Origin of the sequence: Streptomyces sp. V4I2 (genome assembly GCF_030817655.1) — a bacterium.
In the GTDB taxonomy this organism is placed as follows: Bacteria; Actinomycetota; Actinomycetes; order Streptomycetales; family Streptomycetaceae; genus Streptomyces; species Streptomyces plumbiresistens.
In genome coordinates this window covers 5,117,694-5,131,836 of sequence record NZ_JAUSZM010000003.1, presented here as the reverse complement: position 1 = coordinate 5,131,836, position 14,143 = coordinate 5,117,694, and the positions used below count along the sequence as shown (strand labels likewise).

At 71.6% G+C, this 14,143-nt stretch carries 14 protein-coding genes; 7 read left to right on the top strand and 7 right to left on the bottom strand.

Going from position 1 to position 14,143, the window contains the following annotated elements; all coding sequences use genetic code 11:
* The first annotated feature begins 11 nt into the window (after positions 1–11).
* Both QFZ76_RS24135 and QFZ76_RS24130 read left to right on the top strand, forming a co-directional pair.
* Positions 12–1,418 carry a M1 family metallopeptidase gene (locus QFZ76_RS24135; protein WP_307675706.1) on the top strand — a complete coding sequence of 469 codons (1,407 nt, stop codon included), beginning with the start codon at positions 12–14 and terminating at the stop codon, positions 1,416–1,418.
* Between the two features lie 174 nt (positions 1,419–1,592).
* The gene (locus QFZ76_RS24130) at positions 1,593–2,390 is read left to right on the top strand and encodes a hypothetical protein (RefSeq protein ID WP_307675705.1); all 798 of its coding nucleotides are present in this window, start codon (positions 1,593–1,595) and stop codon (positions 2,388–2,390) included.
* Between the two features lie 28 nt (positions 2,391–2,418).
* Here QFZ76_RS24130 and QFZ76_RS24125 read toward each other — a convergent pair whose 3' ends face one another.
* Together QFZ76_RS24125 and QFZ76_RS24120 are read right to left on the bottom strand one after the other, a co-directional pair.
* Positions 2,419–3,390, bottom strand: a complete 972-nt coding sequence (locus tag QFZ76_RS24125) for a bifunctional GNAT family N-acetyltransferase/NUDIX hydrolase (protein WP_307675704.1) — start codon at positions 3,388–3,390, stop codon at positions 2,419–2,421.
* A 355-nt stretch (positions 3,391–3,745) separates the two neighbouring features.
* Positions 3,746–4,321: a TerD family protein gene (locus tag QFZ76_RS24120; RefSeq protein ID WP_266437555.1), complete on the bottom strand. Its 576-nt coding sequence runs from the start codon at positions 4,319–4,321 to the stop codon at positions 3,746–3,748.
* A 148-nt stretch (positions 4,322–4,469) separates the two neighbouring features.
* On the opposite strand from QFZ76_RS24120, the gene arfB reads away from it, so the two are divergent.
* A complete protein-coding gene (gene arfB, locus QFZ76_RS24115; protein WP_307675703.1) occupies positions 4,470–4,907 on the top strand; it encodes an alternative ribosome rescue aminoacyl-tRNA hydrolase ArfB in 438 nt (145 codons plus the stop codon).
* A 15-nt stretch (positions 4,908–4,922) separates the two neighbouring features.
* Here the strand turns inward: arfB and QFZ76_RS24110 are convergent, their stop codons facing one another.
* Together QFZ76_RS24110 and QFZ76_RS24105 are read right to left on the bottom strand one after the other, a co-directional pair.
* Positions 4,923–5,396: a GNAT family N-acetyltransferase gene (locus tag QFZ76_RS24110; RefSeq protein WP_307675702.1), complete on the bottom strand. Its 474-nt coding sequence runs from the start codon at positions 5,394–5,396 to the stop codon at positions 4,923–4,925.
* Positions 5,397–5,552: 156 nt separating this feature from the next.
* Positions 5,553–6,137 carry a flavin reductase family protein gene (locus QFZ76_RS24105; RefSeq protein WP_307675701.1) on the bottom strand — a complete coding sequence of 195 codons (585 nt, stop codon included), beginning with the start codon at positions 6,135–6,137 and terminating at the stop codon, positions 5,553–5,555.
* 347 nt (positions 6,138–6,484) lie between these two features.
* On the opposite strand from QFZ76_RS24105, the gene cdgB reads away from it, so the two are divergent.
* Both cdgB and QFZ76_RS24095 read left to right on the top strand, forming a co-directional pair.
* Positions 6,485–8,143 (top strand): diguanylate cyclase CdgB, encoded by a 1,659-nt coding sequence (gene cdgB / locus QFZ76_RS24100; protein ID WP_307675700.1) that lies wholly within the window; start codon positions 6,485–6,487, stop codon positions 8,141–8,143.
* 115 nt (positions 8,144–8,258) lie between these two features.
* Positions 8,259–9,200 (top strand): CBM35 domain-containing protein, encoded by a 942-nt coding sequence (locus QFZ76_RS24095; RefSeq protein ID WP_307675699.1) that lies wholly within the window; start codon positions 8,259–8,261, stop codon positions 9,198–9,200.
* 3 nt (positions 9,201–9,203) lie between these two features.
* On the opposite strand, the gene QFZ76_RS24090 is transcribed toward QFZ76_RS24095, so the two are convergent.
* The 3 genes from QFZ76_RS24090 to QFZ76_RS24080 form a co-directional block, all read right to left on the bottom strand.
* Positions 9,204–10,133 (bottom strand): 1-phosphofructokinase family hexose kinase, encoded by a 930-nt coding sequence (locus tag QFZ76_RS24090; protein ID WP_307675698.1) that lies wholly within the window; start codon positions 10,131–10,133, stop codon positions 9,204–9,206.
* 135 nt (positions 10,134–10,268) lie between these two features.
* Entirely contained in the window at positions 10,269–11,375 is a 1,107-nt protein-coding gene (gene nagA, locus QFZ76_RS24085) for an N-acetylglucosamine-6-phosphate deacetylase (RefSeq protein ID WP_307675697.1), read from the bottom strand.
* Positions 11,376–11,479: 104 nt separating this feature from the next.
* On the bottom strand, positions 11,480–12,424 hold the full coding sequence (locus QFZ76_RS24080; RefSeq protein WP_307675696.1) for an ROK family protein: 945 nt from the start codon (positions 12,422–12,424) through the stop codon (positions 11,480–11,482).
* Positions 12,425–12,540: 116 nt separating this feature from the next.
* On the opposite strand from QFZ76_RS24080, the gene QFZ76_RS24075 reads away from it, so the two are divergent.
* Together QFZ76_RS24075 and QFZ76_RS24070 are read left to right on the top strand one after the other, a co-directional pair.
* On the top strand, positions 12,541–13,812 hold the full coding sequence (locus tag QFZ76_RS24075; protein ID WP_307675695.1) for an extracellular solute-binding protein: 1,272 nt from the start codon (positions 12,541–12,543) through the stop codon (positions 13,810–13,812).
* A 47-nt stretch (positions 13,813–13,859) separates the two neighbouring features.
* Positions 13,860–14,096, top strand: a complete 237-nt coding sequence (locus tag QFZ76_RS24070) for a DUF3263 domain-containing protein (protein WP_266437581.1) — start codon at positions 13,860–13,862, stop codon at positions 14,094–14,096.
* Positions 14,097–14,143: the final 47 nt, after the last annotated feature.

Sequence of the window (14,143 nt, the reverse complement as noted above, 5' to 3'; positions counted from 1 at the left end):
GGATCACCGGCGTGTCCCGATCCGCACGGGTTGCCCCGACCTGCACGTCCCTTCTCCTCGCCCTCGCCCTGACCGCGTGCGGCGGCGGGGGCGGCGGTGGGTCGGCGCACGGCAGCCCCGGCGCCCCCGGCGTCGGCGACCCGTACTTCCCCAAGGCGGGCAACGGCGGCTACGACGTCACGCACTACGACCTGGACCTCGCCCACGACCCCGACCACCTCACCGGCACGGCGACGATCAGCGCCCGTGCCACCCAGGACCTCTCCGCCTTTGACCTCGACCTCAAGGGGCTCGACGTCGACGGGGTCACGGTGGACGGGCAGGGCGCCCGCTGGAGCCGCGCCGGGCAGGAGCTGACCGTGCGCCCGCGCGACGGTCTCGACGAGGGCGAGACCTTCCGCGTGACCGTCCGCTACTCCGGCACTCCGGGGACGATCACCGACCCGGACGGCTCCGAGGAGGGCTGGCTGCGCACCGCGGACGGGGCGCTCGCCCTCGGGGAGCCGACGGGGTCGATGGCGTGGTTCCCGGGCAACCACCACCCCTCCGACAAGGCGTCGTACGAGGTCACGGTGAGCGTGCCAGAGGGGCTGCGGGCGGTGTCCAACGGCGAGTTGGTGAGCGAGCGGAGCGCCGGGGGGCGTACGGCGTTCACCTGGCGCACCGCCGAGCCCATGGCGACTCACGTCGTCACGGTCGCCGTCGGTGACTACGACATCCGCCGCTCCTCCACCGCCGACGGCCTGCCCGTGTACGTCGCGGTCGACCCGAGCCTGGCCGGGACGAGCCGGAAGGTGCTGTCCGGGATCCCCGGGATCATCGAGTGGGCGGCGGACACCTTCGGGCCGTACCCGTTCTCCTCCACCGGCGCGATCGTCGACCGCGCCGGCGACGCCGGCTACGCCCTGGAGACCCAGAACCGGCCCGTCTTCCCCGGCGTGCCCGACACCGGGCTCCTCGTCCACGAACTCGCCCACCAGTGGTACGGCAACTCGGTGACGCCGAAGACCTGGCGGGACATGTGGCTCAACGAGGGCTTCGCGACGTACGCGGAGTGGCTGTGGCAGGAGGAGCACGGCGGCGACAGCGCCCAGGAGACCTTCGACGCGCTGTACGACCACGGCGAGCGGACCTACGAGGACCTCTGGTCCTTCCCGCCCGCGAAACCGACGAGCGCCGCGCACCTCTCCAACAGCCCCGTCTACCAGCGCGGCGCGATGGTGCTGCACAAGGTTCGGCAGGCGGTCGGCGACGACACCTTCCGCGCCCTGCTCCGCGGCTGGGCCGCCGCGCACCGCCACGGGAACGCGGATACGGCCGACTTCACGGCGTACGTGGAGAAGCTGGCGCCCGGCAAGGACTTCGACGGGATCTGGGCGGACTGGTTGTACGGGAACGGCAAGCCGGCGCACGTCTGAAGCCGACCGCCGACCGCCGACCGCCGACCGCCGACCGGGCGGCGGAGTGCCGCATCTTGGCCGGAATTGCCGGATCCCGGCAATCGGGCGCGGGCATGACACTGCCGAACTCCGCCCTGCCGGGTGATCGCAGGCGTGTGGCTCCATACTCCCGGGACGAAGGGGGCAAGGGAGATGGCTGTGCGCACGGGGGAGCGGGCGGGGATGGATCGGTCCGGGAAGGCGTGGCTGCGCGTGGTGGCGTGGGCACTGCTCGGACTGGTGCTGCTGGGGGGCTCAGCGGCCGCGAGCATCGCCGTCCCCGGGCTGGTCGCCGACGAGAAGGCGTTCCTGGACGCGCAGCCGTGTGACAGCGGGGAAGGGGCAGCAGGGGGCACGGCGGACTGCCTGCGCACGATCCGCGGGACGGTTCTCTCCGCCGAGGAAGTCAAGAGCGACAAGGTGAGGGTCTTCCGCGTGCGGCTGCGGCCCCCGGTTCCGGCCCCAGCCGATCAGCCGATCGACGTCGACAGGCACAGTGAGTTGTCGGAGCTCGTCAAGCCGGGGGACGAGGTGGAGGTCACCACCTGGCGGTATGTCCTGGTCGCCGTCGGCCACGACGGGGTCAGTGAGACGCTCCCCGGGCTGCCCGACGAGAACCCCACCATGTTCGTCGGGCTCTCGCTGGCCGGTGTCTGGCTGGCGGTCCTGGCCTTCCTCGCCGCGTTCGGCACCGCCCGGCGGGCCCGCCGCCCCGCCGCCGGCCGCCCCTTCGCGCCTCGGGTCCCGTTCGGCCCGTTCAAGTGCGCGGGCGTGGTGGCGGCACCGCTCGTCGTGGCGTTCTTCGCCGGCAGTGTCTGGGACGCCTGGACGGGCGTGGTGATGACGGTGGTCATCTGGGCGCTGACGGCAGTCCCGGCGACGATCCTCGCCCTGCGCTGGGACCGCGACGAGCCGAGCACATCACCGGCCGCCGTACGGCTCGACGCCTGAGTCACGGCCTGAGTCACGGCTGGGCCGCTCACGGGCCTGTGGAAGCGCGTGTTCCTGCCTCACCCGACTCGTCCAGCAGCCGCGCCAGTTCCGGCGGCCACACCGGCTCCGGGGCCTCGGCGAGCTCCTGCCGGGTCCACCAGCGCCAGGCGAGGATGCCCTCCTCGGCCCGCAGGGTGGTCAGGTCGGGGCCGGTCGGGGGGCGGTGGGGGCCGTGGGTGACGTAGATGTGGTCGTGCTGTCGGACGGGGATGCCGGCGCGGGTGAAGTCGTGCTCCCAGGTGCACAGCAGGGGGCCCGGTTCGAGGTCGGTCCAGCCGGTCTCCTCGGCGAGCTCGCGCAGGGCGCCCTCGCGGAGGCTCTCGCCCGGCTCCAGGCCGCCGCCGGGGAGCGCCCAGTGGAAGCCGAACTCGTCGCTGTCGTAGCGGAAGAGGAAGACCGAGCCGTCGGGGTCCAGTACGGCGATCCGGGCCGCGGGGCGCGGGACGCGCAGCTGGTTGCGCAGGACCGCGCAGGGGCGGCCGCGTTCTCGGTCCGCGCGGTGGTCGATCACCTCGTAGCCGAGGGCCGTCCAGAAGGCGAGGCCCTGGGGGTTGGTGTCGAGGACGGCCAGGCGTACGGCGGTGCGGCCCGCGGATCGGAAACGGTCCTCGATGAGTGCGGCCAACCGGCGCCCGTGTCCCCGGCGTTGGACGTCCGCCGCCACCATCAGCAGGCCAATCCACGGGTCCGGGTCGCCCGGGTCGGGGTGCTGGTCGAGGGTGATCGCGATCCCGACCAGCCGCCCCTCGCTGTGGGCCAGCAACACCTCGGTCCCCGGATTCGCCGCCTCCTCGGCCAGCGCGGCCGCCACCTGCTCCGGACGGATGTCGTCCGGGTCCGGGAAGTCGCCGCTGAGGGCGTGGAAGGCACGGTTGGCGGCGTAGAGCGCGGTGAGTTCGGTGAGCAGCGGGCCCGGGAGGTCGTGGTCGGGACCGAGGGGAAGCGGCGTGAGAATCACGCGGGCAACCTATCGGCCGACCGGGGGTGGGGTGGCGGGAACGCCGGAGGCGTGGGTCGTCATCCGGCAGCCCGGCCACACGCCGAACCCCTGGTCGCACACCGGGAGCCCCGGCCGCACACCCGAACCTCCCGGCCGCACAGCGAACCCCCGGCCCCACCCCCGAGCCCCGGCCACCGGGAGCTCCGGCCACGCGCGGGAGCTCCGGCCACACGCCGGAACCCCCGGCCACACGCCGGAACCCCCGGCCCCACCCCGGAGCCCCCGGCCACGCGCGGGAGCTCCCGGCCACACGCCGAAGCCCCCGGCCGTCAAACGGTCGGGGGCTCCGGTGTGACTGCGGTGGGGCGTCGGGTCAGACGTTCACGCCGAAGTCCTGGGCGATGCCCACCAGGCCCGAGGCGTAGCCCTGGCCGACGGCGCGGAACTTCCACTCGGCGCCGTTGCGGTACAGCTCGCCGAAGACCATGGCCGTCTCCGTGGCCGCGTCCTCCGACAGGTCGTAGCGGGCGATCTCGGCGCCGCCGGCCTCGTTCAGGATGCGGATGTAGGCGTTGCGGACCTGGCCGAAGTTCTGCGAACGGTTCTCGGCGTCGTAGATCGAGACCGGGAAGACGATCTTGTCGATGTCGGCCGGGAGGCCCGCGAGGTTGACCTTGATCGCCTCGTCGTCGCCCGCGCCCTCACCCGTGCGGTTGTCGCCGGTGTGGACGATCGTGCTGTCCGGCGTCTGCTTGTTGTTGAAGAAGACGAAGTGGGCGTCGGAGTAGACCTTGCCCTCGGGGTTGACCGCGATGGCGGAGGCGTCGAGGTCGAAGTCCGTGCCGGTGGTGGTGCGGACGTCCCAGCCGAGGCCCACGGTGACGGCCGTCAGGCCCGGAGCCTCCTTGGTGAGCGAGACGTTGCCACCCTTGGACAGGCTTACAGCCATTGTTGGGAGTCCTTCCCTCGTTAGACGTACGGCAGCATGAAGCTACAGCTACCCGTACCAACGCGGAGAGGGGTACGCGAGGTTCCTGCTCTCTTTACTTTCTTTACCCGAGTTATTCGGGTGACGTGGACCGGACAGACGGGGGAACATGTACGCCATGTCCGGTCCTCACGTCATCCGCGGCTCCGTCTCCCTTCCCGAGGCCGAGCTCATGTGGCGTTTCTCGCGGTCCTCCGGGCCCGGCGGACAGCACGTCAACACCAGCGACTCGCAGGTGGAGCTCCGCTTCGACCTCGCCCGCACCGAGGCGCTGCCCGAGGTGTGGAAGCAGCGGGCGCTGGACAGGCTGGCCGGGCGGCTCGTCGACGGCGTCGTCACCGTGCGCGCCTCCGAGCACCGCTCCCAGTGGCGCAACCGCGAGACCGCCGCCGTACGCCTGGCCTCTCTCCTCGCCGAGGCGACGGCCCCGCCGCCCAAGCCGCGCCGGCCCACCCGGATCCCCCGGGGCATCAACGAACGCCGCCTGCGGGAGAAGAAGCAGCGCTCGGACACCAAGCGCGGGAGAACCGGCCGCGACTGGGGATGACCTCCGGCGGCGTCGTCAGGACAGCTCCAGCACCCCGACGATCTCCCCCTCGCTCGTCTCCCCGTTCGGCCGGAAACCGAGCCCCAGATAGAAGTTCTCGGGGCCGTTCGGCCCGGCGTGCCAGGTGACGTACAGCTCCTTGCCGCGGCGGCGGCGGATCTCGGCCGCCACGGACTGGACGGCGAACCGGCCGTAGCCCTTGCCCTGTTCCTCCGCCGCGATGTTCAGCCGCCACAGGCCGGAGCGGAAGAGGGTGCCGTCTTCCTTCCAGTCGATGTCGAAGAAGGCCATGAGGAAGCCGACGGGACGGTCGCCGTCGACGATCAGGCGGGGCCAGGCGACTCCGGCGGGACGGACGTACGCCTCGGCGAGTGACTGCATCACCGGGGAGACCGCGAATTCCTGTTCCGGGCGGACCTTGATGCCGGTCGCGGCCTCGAAGGTGCGGGGGGTGATCTCTTCCAGGCGGGGCGCGGAGGTCGTGGTCATGCGCGCACCCTAGGTCGGCGAATCACCGACCCGCCACGGAATTCAGCCCAACTACCGAACTCTGCCTCGCATCCCGGCTCGCGCCAGCTGCCGGGCTGGTCGGCCCTGGATTTCGGTTCGCCCCAGCTGCCGGACCCGCCGGCCCCCGAGTCCCGCTCACCCCAACTGCCGGTACCGCCCCCGGAAATACGTCAGCGGGCCGCCGTCCGCGCTCGGTAGCGTCGCCGTCAGGACGCGGCCGATCACCAGGACGTGGTCGCCGGCCGGTACGCGTTGTTCCGTGCGGCACTCCAGGGTGGCCAGGGCGCCGCCCACCAGGGGAGCGCCGGACACCTCGCCGCGGACGTACGGGATGTCCTCGAAGAGGAGGCGGTCGCTGATGCGGCCCTTCATGGCGAAGCGGCCGGCGATGTGCCGCTGGCTCTCGGAGAGGACCGACACCGCCCACAGGGGCTGCTCGTCGAGCAGGTCGTCCATGCGGGAGCCCTCGCGCAGGCTGACCAGCACCAGGGGCGGGTCGAGGGAGACCGACATGAACGCGGTCGCCGTCATGCCGACGTCCTCGCCCCCCGGCGCCTGCGGATCGTCGGGGTCGAGTGACGCCTCCTGTGCGGTCACCAGGACCACGCCGGCGGCCAGCCGGGACATGGCGGCGCGGAACTCGTCGTTGCTCACCCCCACAGCATGCCCGGAGGCGTGAGCGGCGCGGGTGGCGGGCGGGGCAGGGAGAGTGTTCGGCACGCCGGAAACGCTAATCTCATGTTCGTACGCGCCGCATCGGGCCTCGGGCCGAGAGCGGTCCTAGGACTTGGGGACGAGTTTCCCTGTGTAGGGTCTGGCTTCGTGTCCGGCTCCAGCCTCCGGCTCCACATGGGTACAAAGTTTGCGTTCAGTAAACGCATAGAGAAAACGCAGAAACTCCACTCAATTGTTCATCTTTCGCTGTGACTTGAGTCACAAGAGGGACTAATTGTTGACCCTGTGTACCGAGTGAGCAGCGCGCTGTGATTCAGTGGCGGGGAAGCTGCCAGGACGATACGCCGATGAGAACCCTTGATTCGCTGCGAGGTCTCGGGGGGAGGGCGAGCATGGAGACCGAGTCGGAGCCCTACGTCCGCCTTGCGTCCCTGCGTCAGCTGCATCAGGTCATGGCCGACATGAACACGGCCCGCAGCCTCGCGGACACCCTGCAGACCGTGTCCGACGGCGTGGTCCAGGCCCTCGGTTACGAGCTGGCGTGCGTGAACCTCGTACGCCCCGACGGCGACCTCGTCGTCGCCGCCTTCTCCGGCAACGCGGCCGCCGAGGCGCTGATCACCGGCCGCGTCGGCTCCCGCGAGTCCTGGGAGCGCCGGCTGAACATGGGCGAGAACTGGGGCGACCTGATCTTCATCCCGCACACCGAGGGATGGGTCCTCGACGACGACGACGTACCGCAGTGGTACACCGACGGGCCCGCACCCCGCTTCGAGGACGAGTGGCACCCCTCCGACCGGCTCTTCGCCCCCATGTACACCCCCGCCCCCTCGGGTGGCGGCTCGTGCGGCGAGCTGATCGGCGTGCTCTCCGTGGACCGGCCGCGCAACGGCCGCCGGCCGGGCGCCTGGGGCCGCGAAGCGCTCCAGATGTACGCCTTCCAGGCCGCCATCGCGATCAGCAACGCGCGTCTACGTGCCAATATGCAGCGCGCCCTGGTCAGGCTCGAAAGGGAGCAGCAGGCCCTGCGGGCCAGCGAGGAAAGCTTCCGGCAGGCCTTCGAGTACGCCCCTTCCGGCATGGCCATCGCCGAGATGGGCGGCGACCAGCACGGCCGGATCCTGCGGACCAACGACGCTCTGTGCCGCCTGCTGGGCCGCCCCGCCTCCGCGATGCGCCGCTACTCCTTCTCCGACCTCGTCCACCCCGAGGACATAAGCACCCTGCTCCGCACCTCCGCCGAGGGCGGCCGCGCGGAACTCCGGCTCGGGCGCCGCGACGGCACGTACGTCTGGGTCCACCTGCGCAACTCCGTCGTCGCCGACGCCGCCGACGGCCCCCGGTTTCTGCTCACGCACGTCGAGGACATCGAGGACCGCAAGCGCCGCGAGCTGCAGCTCGCCCACCGCGCCTCGCACGACGCGCTGACCGGCCTGCCGAACTCCGCCGAGCTGCGCTCCCGGCTCTCCTCCCGCCTGTGCCGGCGCGCCGGGCACGCGGGCGCCCTCGAGCCGGTGGACTCGGCCTACGGCCACCCCGCCTTCGACGCCGACGGCCACGGCTTCGACTTCCCGTCGACGGGTGTAGAGGTGTACGACGGCTACGACCACCACGTGCACACCGTCGCCCCTGAGGGTGAACGTGACGACGGCGCCAAGGGGCTCGCGGTCCTCTTCTGCGACCTCGACGGCTTCAAGTCGATCAACGACCGGTTCGGGCACAACGCGGGTGACGCGGTTCTCATCGAGGTCGCCCGGCGGCTGTCCGGCGCCGTCCGCGACGGCGACACGGTGGCCCGGCTCGGCGGCGACGAGTTCGTGGTGCTGGCCGACGGGCTCGGCCGGGCCGACGCCCAGGACCTCGCCGTACGCCTGCGCAACGAGATCATCCAGCCCATCCGGGTCGACGGGCGGGCCATGCGGGTCGGCGCCAGTTTCGGCATCGGCTGGGCGTCCTGCGGGATGACCGCGGACGAGGTGCTGAAGTCGGCCGACGAGCGGATGTACGTAGAGAAACGATCGCGTCCCAAACAACACAGACGCGCGGGCTGAGTCCCAGGTCAGCGAGCTGATGCGATCCGAGTCACCCGTTTGGGCCATCAGGAGCGGGTAGGCTCGCCCTTCTCACCACACCCATCGCACCCGCACCTGCTGAGGAGACCAAGGGATGACGGCCGGCAACAACGGCGCGAGCACGCCCGAGGACGACGACCCGTTCGGCTATCTCTACGCCGACGGCCAGGCCAACGGCGCCCAGCCGCCCTCCGGTGCCGGCGGCTACGGCTATCCGGGCTCCGTCAACCGGGTGCGAGCGGTCGGTCAGCGCCAGTACGGCCAGCAGGCCCCGGCCGCCGCGACCGCGCCCTACGGCCAGGTCCCGCAGCAGTCGAACGCGCACTACGCGGCCCCCGAGACCTTCCCGGGCAGCGCCCCCACCACCCAGCAGCCGCAGCCGTCCTACAACGACGGCGGCGGCCGCCGCGGCCCCAACACCAAGGGCCTGCTGATCGGCGCGATCGCGGTCGTCGCGGCGGTCGTCATCGGCATCGGGGTGGCGATGATGGGCGGCGACGGCGACAACGACAATGCGGGCGGGAACGGGGCCTCGACTTCGCCGACGACTTCGCAGAGCAACGAGCCGAGCCCGTCGAACAGCAACAGCGCGGCGAGCGAGGAGGACCTGCCGACGATCGACGCGAAGGCGCTGGCCCTCGACGGCACCGCCGCGACCGCCTCCGACGTCAAGGGCGCCAAGGCCGACGGCGGTGTCTACGTCACCGGCTTCAATCAGGTCGGCTCCTCGGTCACCTGGACCGTCAACGGCATCCCCAAGTCAGGCAAGTACACCGTGTACGTCGGCTACAGCGTCCCCGGCAAGGACCAGAACGCCACCCTCACGGTCAACGGGACGCCTTCCAACACGCCGGTCGACCTGAAGAACTGGGCGAACGCCCCCGAGGGCGACTACGAGAAGGGCTGGACGCAGACCTACAACTACATCCAGCTCAACAAGGGCACCAACACCATCAAGGTCTCCTGCGAGCAGGGCAACCAGTGCGACGCCCTTCTCGACCAGATGTGGCTGGTCAACGGCTGGGTCAAGTCGTAGTCCTCAGGCCGCGCTGACCTCCCCCGTCACCGTCACCCGCCCCACCAGCTCCTCGTAAGCCCCCCGGTCGAACTCCCCCGCCACCGGCGCCACCACCGTCGCCGCCGCCAGGGCGACCGCGCGGGCCAGCCGGTCCGGCCACGGGAGGTTTTCCACCAGGCCCGAGAGCAGGCCCGCGACCGCGGAGTCGCCGGCGCCGGTCGGGTTGCCGTGGACTCGGGTGGGTGGGGTGGCTCGCCAGCGGCCCTCCGGGGTGTGGGCGAGCAGGCCCTCGGGGCCCAGGGAGGCGACGACGGAGCGGGCGCCGCGGCGGCGGGCGTCCTGGGTGGCGCGCAACGGATCGTGGGAGCCCGTCAGTTCGGCCAGTTCGTCGGCGTTCGGCTTCACGATGTCGGGGCGGGCGGCCACCCCGCGCCGCAGAGCCTCCCCGCTGGTGTCGAGGAGGACGGGGACGCCGGCGGCCTTCGCGGTCCGCACGAGGCCCGCGTACGCCCCCACCGGCACCCCCGGCGGCAGGCTGCCGCACAGGGCCACCGCGGACGCCGACGGGACGAGACCCTCGTACGCCTCCTGGAAGGCGGACCACTCGGCCGGGGTGACCGTCGGGCCGGGCTCGTTGAGCTGGGTCGTGTCGCCGGTGTGTTCGTCCACGACGGCGATCGTGCGGCGGGTGGCGCCGGTGACCGGGACCAGAGCGTCCAGCACGCCCTCCGCCGTGGCGAGTCGGTCCTGTACGGCCCGTCCCGTCGCGCCGCCCGTGAAGCCCGTGACCGTCACCTCGTGGCCGAGGGCCGCCAGGACCCGGGCCACGTTCACGCCCTTGCCGCCCGGGCGTTCGGTCACGTCCGTGACGCGGTGGGAGGTGTGCGGGCGCAGGGACCGTACGCGATAGGTGATGTCGAGAGCGGTGTTCAGTGTGACCGTGAGGATCACCTGGTTCGACCTCCCCCGAGGAGAAACGCAGAACGCGCGTGCCGTCCGGCTGACTGTCCGGAGGGCGATCATGCCAAACGGACGACGGTCCTCCCAGTTTGACAGGACAACCGCCGTCCTCAACAGACGGACAGATCACCCCAGTTGGGGATCGACCACCCATTCGCCCCGGCGCATGACGCCCTTGAGGTCGAAGTCGGAGTCCAGGAGGACCAGGTCGGCGTCCTTGCCGGGCTCCAGGGAGCCGACGGTGTCGTCCATGCCGAGCAGGCGGGCCGGGTTGGCGCAGAGGGCGGCGACCGCGTCCTCGACCGACAGCCCGTCGAGCGTCACCGCCCGCTTGAACGCGCGGTCCAGGGTGAGGGTGGAGCCTGCGATCGAGCCGCCCTCCACCAGGCGGGCCACTCCGTCGGCCACCTCCACCTCCAGCGGGCCGAGCATGTACCGCCCGTCGCCGAAGCCGGCCGCGTCCATCGCGTCCGTGATGAACGCCACCCGGTCCGCGCCCGCGTGATGGAAGGCCAGCTGGAGGGAGGCCGGGTGGAGGTGCGTGCCGTCGTTGATGAGCTCGACGGTGACCCGCTCGTCCTCCAGGAGGGCGGCGATCGGGCCGGGGGCGCGGTGGCCGAGCGTCGGCATCGCGTTGAAGAGGTGGGTGGCGACCGTGGCGCCGGCCTCGATGGCCTCCACCGTCTGCTCGTACGTCGCGTCCGTGTGCCCGATCGCCGCGATCACGCCGTGTTCGGCCAGCAGCCGTACGGAGTCGATGCCGCCGGGCAGCTCGGTGGCGAGGGTGACCATCTTCGCCTTCCCCCGCGCCGCGTCGATCAGCTTGCGCACTTCCGCCGGGTCCGGGTCGCGCAGCAACTCCTCGGAGTGCGCGCCCTTGCGGCACGGCGAGATGAACGGCCCCTCGAAGTGGATCCCGGCGATCTCGCCCTGCTCGGCCAGCTCGGACAGCAGCCCGGCCCGCTGGGCCAGGAAGTCCATGTCGCCGGTGACCGTGGAGGCGACGAGGGTCGTGGTGCCGTGCAGGCGGTGGGTGTGGATGCCCTTGAGGACCTCGTCGACCGTTCCGGAGGTGAAGGAGGCTCCGCCGCCGCCGTGGTTGTGGATGTCGATGAAGCCGGGGATCAGCCAGTGGGCTTTTACGTCGATGACCTGGGCGTTCTCTGGAGCGGTGCCGGCAATGCGGGTGCCCTCGACGACCAGGCGGCCGCCTTCGACGGTTCCGGTCGGCATGACCACGTTGGCGCCGGAGAGGACCAGGGGCACATTGCCGGTTGCGGGGTGCGGGTTCGTTGTGGCTGGTCGCGCAGTTCCCCGCGCCCCTGGGACGTTGGCCATCAGGCGGTTACCTCCGTACGGTCCGTGTTGTCGAGCAGATCCCAGGCCAGTAGTCCCGCACCGAGGCATCCGGCGGTGTCCCCGAGGCCCGCAGGGACGATCGACGGCAGTTTCTGGAAGGTGACCCGGCGCTGTACGGCGTCCCGCAGCGGTGTGAACAAGGTTTCCCCCGACTCGGCGAGCCCGCCACCGATGATGAGCGCGCGCGGGTCCAGCAGGGTGAGGGCGGTGACCAGGCCGTCGGCGAGGGCGTCGACGGCGTCCCGCCACACCCGTACGGCCTCCGGGTCGCCGGACGCGACGGCCTTCGCGCAGTCGGCCGCGTCCGCGCCGGGGTCCCCGCAGGCCGCCGCCCACGCCTCGCTCACCGCCGCCGCGGACGCGTACCGCTCCAGACAGCCGCGCTGCCCGCACGGACAGGCGGTCCCCCCGGGCCGTACGACGATGTGACCGATCTCGCCCGCGAAGCCGTGGGCGCCCGCCTCCACCCGGCCGCCGATACCGATGGCACCCGCGATGCCGGTGCCCAGCGGCACGAACAGGAAACGGTCGGCGCCCTTGCCCGCGCCGATCCGGCCCTCGGCGAGGCCACCGGTGCGCACGTCGTGGCCGAGGGCGACCGGGACACCGCCGAGTCGCTCGCCGAGCAGCTCGCGCAGGGGTACGTCACGCCAGCCCAGGTTGGCCGAGTAGGCGGCGATGCCGCGGTCCTCGTCGACGATGCCGGGGACGGCGACGCCGGCGGCGGCCGCGGGCTCGCCGAGGTGCTCGATGCCGTACGCGCGCAGCTCGGCGGCGAAGCCGAGGATGCCCTCGACGACCGCGTCCGGCCCGCGTTCGCGCCCGGTGGCGCGGCGGGCCTGGTGCAGCAGCTCGCCGCTCGCCCCTACAAGGGCGGCCTTCATCCCGGTGCCGCCCACATCGAGGGCGATGACGTGTTTCACGGGGACAGTCTGGCCCGTGAACCCTCAAGAGGTCTAGTCCACTCACGTGGTGTAGACCTTGTGGGAGCAATACGTATGACCTTTCGAGGGTTTCGATGATCGACGATGTTGGAGCGATGGCAGTGCAGCGGGGTAGGGCGGGAACGATCGCGGCGGTGTCCGCACTGGGCCTGACGGCGGTCCTCGGGGGCTGCGGCCTCACCGGGGACTCGGGCGAGGTGACGCTGAAGCTGGTCGCCGCCGACTACGGCGACAGCACGGCCAACAGCTCCAAGAAGTACTGGGACACGCTGGTCAAGGAGTACGAGTCGGCGCACGACGGGGTGCAGGTCGACGTGAGCGTCTACTCCTGGAGCGATGTCGACCGCAAGGTCAAGGAACTCGTCGACGCCGGCAAGGCGCCCGACCTGGCCCAGATCGGCGCGTACGCCGACTACGCGGACGCGGGCCGGCTCTACAAGGCCGACGACCTGGTCTCCATACCCGTCCAGGCCGACTGGATCCACCAGCTCTCCGACGCGGGCGAGGTCGACGGGGTCCAGTACGGCATGCCGTTCGCCGCCTCCACCCGGCTGCTCTTCTACAACAAGACCCTCTTCACCGAGGCCGGCATCACCCCGCCGACCACCTGGGACGAGCTCGCCACGGACGCCGAGGCGCTGAAGGCCCAGGGCGTGAAGTACCCGTACGCGCTGCCGCTCGGGCCGGAGGAGGCGCAGGCCGAGACCATGCAGTGGCTGCTCAGCGGCGGGGGCGGTTACACCGACACGCTCGGCACGTACAGCATCGACTCCTCGGAGAACACCGGCACCTTCACCTGGCTGAAGAACGACCTCGTCGCCAAGGGACTGACCGGGCCGGTCGCGCCCGGGAAGCTCGACCGGGCCGACGCGTTCGCCGCGTTCGCGAACGGGGACGTCGGCATGCTCAACGGGCACCCCTCGCTGATGAAGATGGCCGCCAAGAAGGGCGTGAAGGTCGGCATGGTGCCGATGCCCGGCAAGAACGGCGAGAGCAAGCTCTCCATGGGCGTCGCCGACTGGATGACCGCCTTCAAGGAGAACGGGCACGCCGAGCAGATCGGCGACTTCCTCGACTTCGTCTACAGCGAGAAGAACGTCCTCGCCTTCTCCCGGGAGTACGACCTGCTCCCGGTCACCAACTCCGCCTCCGCGGTCATGAGCGCGGCGAAGCAGGACGCCGACCTCAAGCCGTTCCTCGACGAGCTGCCGCTGTCCGAGACGTATCCGGTGGGGGAGACGTCCTGGGCGCAGGTCAGCGCGGCCGTGAAGAAGGGCATCGGGCAGGCCGTGGCCTCCGGCGGCAGCCCGGCGACCGTGCTGAGCCGGCTTCAGGCGACGGCTGCGGCGGCGCAGACCGCGGAGTGAGGTTGCCCGTGTCTGCCGGTGTCAGTGGCGGCGGCTAGCGTGCGGGTATGGACGAGGAGCGGGACCTGGATCGCAGGGAGCGGGAGATTCTCGCGCTGGAGCGGCGTGGGTTCAGCGGTCCCGGGCTGAAGGAGCGGGCGATACGGGAGGAGCTGGGGTTGGCGCCGGTGCGCTACTACCAGCTGCTGAACGCGTTGCTGGACGACGCGCGGGCGTTGGCGTTCGACCCGGTGACGGTGAACCGGTTGCGCCGGGTACGGGACGCGCGGCGGGCCGAGCGGTAGGGGCGCCGCCCCCTTTCGGCCCCGTACCAGGGGGTGGGGAAGCGCCG

Excerpts from the sequence above, each read along its gene's own strand:
- QFZ76_RS24070 (WP_266437581.1), top strand. The coding sequence starts at position 13,860 with ATGGACGAGGAGCGGGACCTGGATCGCAGGGAGCGGGAGATTCTCGCG.
- QFZ76_RS24110 (WP_307675702.1), bottom strand. The coding sequence starts at position 5,396 with ATGACCACGACCTCCGCGCCCCGCCTGGAAGAGATCACCCCCCGCACC.
- QFZ76_RS24130 (WP_307675705.1), top strand. The coding sequence starts at position 1,593 with ATGGCTGTGCGCACGGGGGAGCGGGCGGGGATGGATCGGTCCGGGAAG.
- arfB (WP_307675703.1), top strand. The coding sequence starts at position 4,470 with ATGTACGCCATGTCCGGTCCTCACGTCATCCGCGGCTCCGTCTCCCTT.
- QFZ76_RS24095 (WP_307675699.1), top strand. The coding sequence starts at position 8,259 with ATGACGGCCGGCAACAACGGCGCGAGCACGCCCGAGGACGACGACCCG.
- QFZ76_RS24075 (WP_307675695.1), top strand. The coding sequence starts at position 12,541 with ATGGCAGTGCAGCGGGGTAGGGCGGGAACGATCGCGGCGGTGTCCGCA.
- nagA (WP_307675697.1), bottom strand. The coding sequence starts at position 11,375 with ATGCCGACCGGAACCGTCGAAGGCGGCCGCCTGGTCGTCGAGGGCACC.
- cdgB (WP_307675700.1), top strand. The coding sequence starts at position 6,485 with ATGGAGACCGAGTCGGAGCCCTACGTCCGCCTTGCGTCCCTGCGTCAG.
- QFZ76_RS24120 (WP_266437555.1), bottom strand. The coding sequence starts at position 4,321 with ATGGCTGTAAGCCTGTCCAAGGGTGGCAACGTCTCGCTCACCAAGGAG.